The sequence below is a fragment of the Aquidulcibacter sp. genome (assembly GCF_020253525.1).
Lineage (GTDB): Bacteria > Pseudomonadota > Alphaproteobacteria > Caulobacterales > Aquidulcibacteraceae > Aquidulcibacter.
In genome coordinates, this window is record NZ_JADCBK010000098.1 from 1 (window position 1) to 6233 (window position 6233).

General features: G+C 56.1%; 6 protein-coding genes. 3 read left to right on the forward strand and 3 right to left on the reverse strand.

The window, feature by feature from the left end:
• Positions 1 to 721: 721 nt before the first annotated feature.
• From IOB61_RS11610 to dctP, 3 genes are read right to left on the reverse strand one after another with little or no spacing between them, the layout of a single operon-like run.
• A complete protein-coding gene (locus tag IOB61_RS11610; protein ID WP_290816750.1) occupies positions 722 to 2014 on the reverse strand; it encodes a TRAP transporter large permease in 1293 nt (430 codons plus the stop codon).
• Positions 2011 to 2502 carry a TRAP transporter small permease gene (locus tag IOB61_RS11615; protein WP_290816753.1) on the reverse strand — a complete coding sequence of 164 codons (492 nt, stop codon included), beginning with the start codon at positions 2500 to 2502 and terminating at the stop codon, positions 2011 to 2013. Before IOB61_RS11615 ends, IOB61_RS11610 begins: the two co-directional genes overlap by 4 nt.
• Positions 2502 to 3362: a TRAP transporter substrate-binding protein DctP gene (gene dctP / locus IOB61_RS11620; RefSeq protein WP_290816756.1), complete on the reverse strand. Its 861-nt coding sequence runs from the start codon at positions 3360 to 3362 to the stop codon at positions 2502 to 2504. The genes IOB61_RS11615 and dctP overlap by 1 nt, the downstream gene beginning before the upstream one ends.
• A gap of 287 nt (positions 3363 to 3649) precedes the next feature.
• On the opposite strand from dctP, the gene IOB61_RS11625 reads away from it, so the two are divergent.
• From IOB61_RS11625 to IOB61_RS11635, 3 genes are all read left to right on the forward strand, one after another.
• The gene (locus tag IOB61_RS11625) at positions 3650 to 4528 is read left to right on the forward strand and encodes a shikimate dehydrogenase (RefSeq protein ID WP_290816759.1); all 879 of its coding nucleotides are present in this window, start codon (positions 3650 to 3652) and stop codon (positions 4526 to 4528) included.
• 228 nt (positions 4529 to 4756) lie between these two features.
• Positions 4757 to 5590, forward strand: a complete 834-nt coding sequence (locus tag IOB61_RS11630) for an SDR family oxidoreductase (protein ID WP_290816763.1) — start codon at positions 4757 to 4759, stop codon at positions 5588 to 5590.
• Positions 5591 to 5715: 125 nt separating this feature from the next.
• On the forward strand, positions 5716 to 6120 hold the full coding sequence (locus tag IOB61_RS11635; RefSeq protein ID WP_290816766.1) for a hypothetical protein: 405 nt from the start codon (positions 5716 to 5718) through the stop codon (positions 6118 to 6120).
• Positions 6121 to 6233: the final 113 nt, after the last annotated feature.

Here is a 6233-nt window from a genome sequence, read left to right on the forward strand (position 1 = left end):
AGCAGCCGCAGTCTTGCAGCGCTGCTGCCATGGGCCTGGCGCGATGCCAAGCGCGCTGAACTTGCTGCATGAGCCGACGCAGAGCAGAACCTAAACAGTCAAGGTAAAAGATAGTGGGGCGCAGACAGCGGTTACGATGGATACAGACAACGGTTACAAGGGAAGTAAACGCCCTGCTGACGCGCGCGTACCAGGACGCGCACGCAATGTTAACTTCTAATCTCCCGAGCCTCACGCGCGTCGTCGACGCTCTGCTCTCCCGGGAAACCCTCGGCTGTGAGGAACTGGCTGACCTGATCACGTTACCCGATGTGCTCAACAACCAGCCCGCCCAGGCCCAGGAAGCGCCTTGGTGACCGGATGCTGTTGTGCGTTCCGAGCCGGATGCACAGCAAACCACCCTAGTTAAGCCCTAACCGCTTGTCTGCGCCTCAGCAAAAATACACGCGCGTGCATCCTCGGACCCAAATTCGCCGAGGCTCACCGCGCGTCACAACCTCCACCAACGATCGCCGAGTAGTCGAAGGAGCGTTCTTTCGAGTGCTCTCAGTCACAATATCATCCACCACAGCCGCCTCCTGCTCACAGCAAAGGCGCAAAGGGCACGATCAGTCAGCTCAGGCGCAAGGTGGGGCGCAGACAGCGGTTAGCCAGAAGGCGACGCATCTGCTTTACATCCAGCGGTTCCCACCCCGAGCACGCGCATCAAACCAAATTTCCTTTATCCCTGATACCCGAACTGGCGCGGGAGCCACAGCACAAGGTCTGGTATTGCCGTAATGGCCGCGAGAGACACGATCATGACCAGAATAAAGGGTAGGCTGTCGCGGGTAACGGCGCCTATCGAGCTATCTGAAAGCTTCGCCACAATGAAGAGCAAAAGACCATATGGAGGTGTCACCAACCCGATCATGATATTGACCACAACCACAACGCCAAAATGCACCATATCAATGCCAAGCGCTTGTGCTGTTGGGATAAGTACAGGCACCACTACCAACAGGATGGTGCTGCCTTCCAAGAGGCAGCCTAACACCAGGAGCAGAATGTTTACTGCAAGCAGAAACTGCCATTGTGATAGCTCGTATCCCGCGAGCAAGCTGCGCACGGTTGTCGGAATGTTTTCGCTTGCCACAACATAATTGAAGGCAAGCGCACCCGCGATCAGCATGCCGATTGCCGCGGTGGAACGTGCACTTTCAAGCACTGTGCCGTAGGCTTCCCGAAGGGAGAGCGACCGATAGAGCAGCGCGGCGACCAGGAAGGCATAGGCTGCCGCAACTGCCGCGGCTTCTGTTGGGGTCATCACACCGCCATAGATGCCCCCCAGTAGTATCACCGGCATCAATAGGGCAGGCAGAGCATCCCAGGTCAGACGTGGCAATTCACGTAGCGGCACCCGTTCCGCAATCGGAAAACCATGGCGATGCGCCATCCAAGTATTAACGCCCATCTGCGCAGTGGCCATCAGCAACCCAGGAATGACGCCTCCTAGAAATAGGTATCCGATGGAGGCATCCGAAATCAGCGCGTAAAGCACCATGGGGATGCTTGGCGGGATGATCGGTCCAATCACCGCCGTCGCCGCCGTGATGGCCGCTGCATAGCTCGCCGTATAGGCATTCCCGCGACGCATCATATCAATAATCAGTTTGCCGCTACCGGCCGCATCGGCGATGGCTGAACCTGACATGCCTGAAAAGATTACACTTTGGACGACGTTCACATGACCAAGCCCGCCACGGAAACGCCCAACAAGCAGGTTACAGAACCGCAGCAAGCGATCAGTCATGCTTCCCGCATTCATTAAAGCTGCGGAAAAAATAAAGAGTGGCACAGCCAACAGAACGTAACTGCCATTCAGCCCATTGAGCAACTGCTCCGCAGCCAACGACATGTCCTGCCCCGACGCTGCAAGATACAGGATGGAAGCAGTGATCATTGCGAGCCCAATCGGCAATCCAAGAACCGACAGCCCAATAAGGGTGATGATGCAAATCGCAAAGGCACTCATGAACGCGCGCCACCCAATGCTGGGAAAAGACTACGCAGCATAATGGCAGAATGGCGAATGATCATGGCGATAGCAAAGATCAAATATACGGAAAAAGCCCAATCCATGCGGATCCCAAGATAGGCAGAGCGCTCAACCTTCATGAAAAAAACATAGTCCGCCATCGCTGGCAGGGAGTAGGTGAACACCGATACGACAGCGCCACTTGCCAAGACATCGAAGCTACGGCGGATCGATTGGGGCATCCGACTATAGATCAGATCGAAACGAATTTCTTCATCATCGCGCAGTACGAGCGCAGCCCCCCAAAGGATTCCCCAAAGCCATGCGAAGGTTGATACCTCACTGGTCCAACTCAAAGGGGCGGCGGTGACGTATCGGGTGAAGATTTGCAGTAGGAAAGCGCCGAACATCACCGCGAGAAGCGCGGCGAGCAGGTTTTCTGCCCGCTGCCGCGCAAAGCCAAGGATGCCGCCCAGTAGTCCCATCAACGGATCGCGTTGATACGATCCAGAATGCCACTGGGCCAGGTTTGGGACTGTGTGGAGGCCAAATACCGGCGCTGCGCTTCCGCACGGAAAGCGGCGATGTTCGGCTCATACACCTCAAGACCTTGACCGCGGAAGAACGTAATCATTTCCTGCTCTTGTGCCAGGTGCCGCTGCGTACTTGCGTCAACCGCCTTATTCACCGCCGCCTGCACTGCATTGCGCTGCGCTTCGGTCAACCCGTCCCAAAAACGTGACGACATGCACAGCATGTCATATGCCACGACATGGCTTGTCAGCACGAATTGCGTCGTCACTTCGTGAAACCGCATCGTCCTGCTGGTTGGCAATGGATTATCTTGCCCATCCACCGTGCCTGTCTGCAGGGCAGTATAGAGTTCCGCGAAGGCTACCGGCGTCGGGCTGGCCCCAAGCGCTTCACCCAAGAACTGCCAAGTTTCACCGGGCGGCATACGAAGCTTAATGCCAGCCATGTCAGCCGGTGTAGAAATACGTTTGCGCGGTCGCAAATTGACGTGTCGCGTGCCGAAATACAATGGCCCAAGCACTTGAATATTCAATTGCTCACGGGCCATGCGATTGAAGTCGCGTCCGATATCAGACGCAAAAACCTTGCGCATGTGTTCCGCGTCACGGAAAAGATAAGCAGATGCCATGACAGACCAGGCGGGGATCTGACGTGATAAATCTTGCGGTGCGAGATTGGCCATTTCCAGATTGCCGCGCTGTAGCGCGTTTATCTCTGTGCCCTGACGAAACAGGGTCGCATTCAGATGAAGCTCAACATCAAATTCGGATTGCAAATCACCTTGAAAACCACGCATGGCTTCAGCGCGCATATCTTGGTCTGAGAATACGGCAGCAAAGCGAATGCGCTTGCGTCCCTGTGCTTTGCTTGTACTAGCAGAGCCAAGGGCAAGGGCTGCGGCGCCCGCGATAGCGGCACGACGTTGGATGGTTGGGTTCATAATGGCTTCCTCCCGAAAACATGCAATATGGCTGGGCGCTTATGCATTGGATCCGGGGTTTTAAGCCACGGCTCCTTTTGGGGCAATAGAACCCAAGAACCTTCTTGACAGCCGGTGGCGTGAAGCTTGATTGGAACAGAAAATGTGAGGTTTTCCTGATGGCCCTGCCCGATTCCTGGCCTGCACTACAACTAGGCCTGATTGGCGCCGGAATTGGCGCATCCTTGACACCCACAATGCATGAACGGGAGGGGGCTGAGCAGTCACTCCGTCTCATCTACCGCAAGATAGATTTTGACGTGCTTGGCTTGGACTCACAGGCATTACCAGACCTGCTTCGCGCAGCGGAAAGAATGGGCTTCACTGGGCTCAATATCACATACCCTTGCAAACAAGCAGTCATCCCACTCCTTGATGAGCTATCAGATGATGCTCGGGCGTTAGGGGCGGTCAATACGGTGCTACTGCATAATGGACGAAGAATAGGCCACAATACGGATTGGTCAGGCTTCGCCGCCGCCTTCCAACGTGGTCTTTCCTCCGTCGCTTTGGACAGAGTAGTTCTTTTGGGAGCTGGGGGCGCCGGGGCGGCGGTTGCTTACGCGCTACTCACGCTTGGCGTGAGGCGCCTTATGATATTCGATGTGGATTCTGGCCGGACTGCTGCGGTTCTCGCTGCTTTAACGGCAAAATTTGGAGAGGGGCGCGCCTTCCTAGCTGATGACTTGGCAGGTGAAGTTTGCGCCGCTGATGGCATAGTGAATGCAACACCCGTTGGGATGTTGAAAATACCTGGAATGCCATTACCGGTCAAAATGCTCAGAGCACAACACTGGGTCGCCGATGTCATCTATTTCCCACTTGAGACCGCTTGGCTACGTGCTGCACAGGCACTTGGCTGCCAAGGCATGGGGGGAGGAGGAATGGCGGTGTTCCAGGCCGCGGATGCGTTCGCCTTATTCACTGGGAAAGCCGCAAATGCCGCACGTATGCGGCAGCACTTCGAAGCCTTGATAGCGCCCGGTGGCGGGGAATGATTTATCGGGCTTACAATCAACCGCTCCGAAGTTTCATGCCACACAGACGAAAGACCACTGCGCCTTTCCGTCGTCGACTCATTTGAAGATCATTGGCGCGATGACTTACGGAGTAAAGGCCCACCTGCGGTCTGACTTTGGATACGCCACTGGCTAGTAAGTGGAACTGCCTCTTTGTCTCCTGATCAACGCAGCCTAAGCTGACCTCAACTCGAGGGGATACATACCATGGCTGGAACGACATCACGTATTGTCCTTATTACTGGTGCGGCTGGTGGCATCGGACGCGCCATGGTGGCATCGCTTCTCGTTGCCGGACACCGCATTGCCGCACTTGATTACGATGCGAAGGGCCTGGATGCGTTGCTGAGGGCGCATGGTGCCCGTCCAAATTTGCACGCAATTGAAGCGGATCTTTCAACGGCAAAGGGATGCGAAGCGGGCATGGCCGCCGCCATCTCCCATTTTGGCCGCGTCGAAGTGCTCGTGAACAATGCGGGTATTGGCGTATCCAGCCTGCGCCCCGATGCGGAAACCAGACTGCCTAGCCTTGAGGAGCTCAGCGGACCGGTCTGGGATCGCTTCTTTGCCATTAATGTCACAGCCCCAATGCTGTTGACGCGTGCGGCCGTGCCAATGATGCGTGAGGCTGGCTGGGGACGGATCATCAATAACACCACTTCCTTCCGCACTATGCTACGCGTATTGCCCTATGGCGCCACCAAAGCGGCACTGGAGGCCAGCTCGGCAGTGTGGGCAGCGGAGTTGGCTGGCACTGGCGTCACGGTGAATGTTCTGATCCCAGGTGGCCCCACTGATACGCCTTTCATTGGCGCCGAGTCAGGCTGGGCCAGGGATGCGATGCTGAGGCCAAGCGTCATGGGCCCACCCTTGACTTGGCTTGTCTCCGACGCAGCAGGGGATTTCACGGGCCAGCGCATCATCGCTGCACGTTGGGACAACAGCCTTACGGGTGCGGAAGCCGCTGCAAGGGCAAGCCGCGCGATTGGCTGGCCCGAGCTTGGCGCCGACGCAGTTTGGTTGACTGCAAAAAATTCATAGGGTCTCAGTTTTTCACCGGTAATCCTGACCTTTATTATCTCGTATCCCCCGGGATGAACTGGAACGTTCTGGATCTTCGCGGAATAATTTAAGCTTCAGGCTTTACCGGAAGCAGGGACGCACGCATGAGTAATGATCGGATCTACGCCGTAATATCCGCCCTAGCTGAGTACGTGCGCAGCCCGTCACTTCGGCACCTGCGTGATCCGCATAATCTGCAAAAACTGGCCAAGGAACTCGTTACAGTATTTGATAGAGCAGGCTCAGTTTGGACGAAATGGGATGGCCGCAGAGACGATGTGGCTAAGGCTGCCGTCCCATGCTGGATACCTATCGAGGGCTTGCTTGCCTTCCTCAATACCCTGCCCGGCCCACCCCTGACGCTCACCGACGTCAAACAACGCCTGCGTGCTTTGTGGGAAGAGCCATACTCCGCATACCCCAATGACGAACTGCAAGCGGGCTGTCTGGCCCTCTATGAGACCGAGAAGGCCGCTGGAACCGAAATTGTCCGTCGTCAAATCATTTGAGACCGCTTTGCACGCTGTCTAACGGAGTATCTGGCCCATCTGTGGTTAAGGTTAAGCTGCGTTTTGGTGATGCATCAAGCGGCGGTGCTGGATGGTTCTGCGCTTGATGCGCT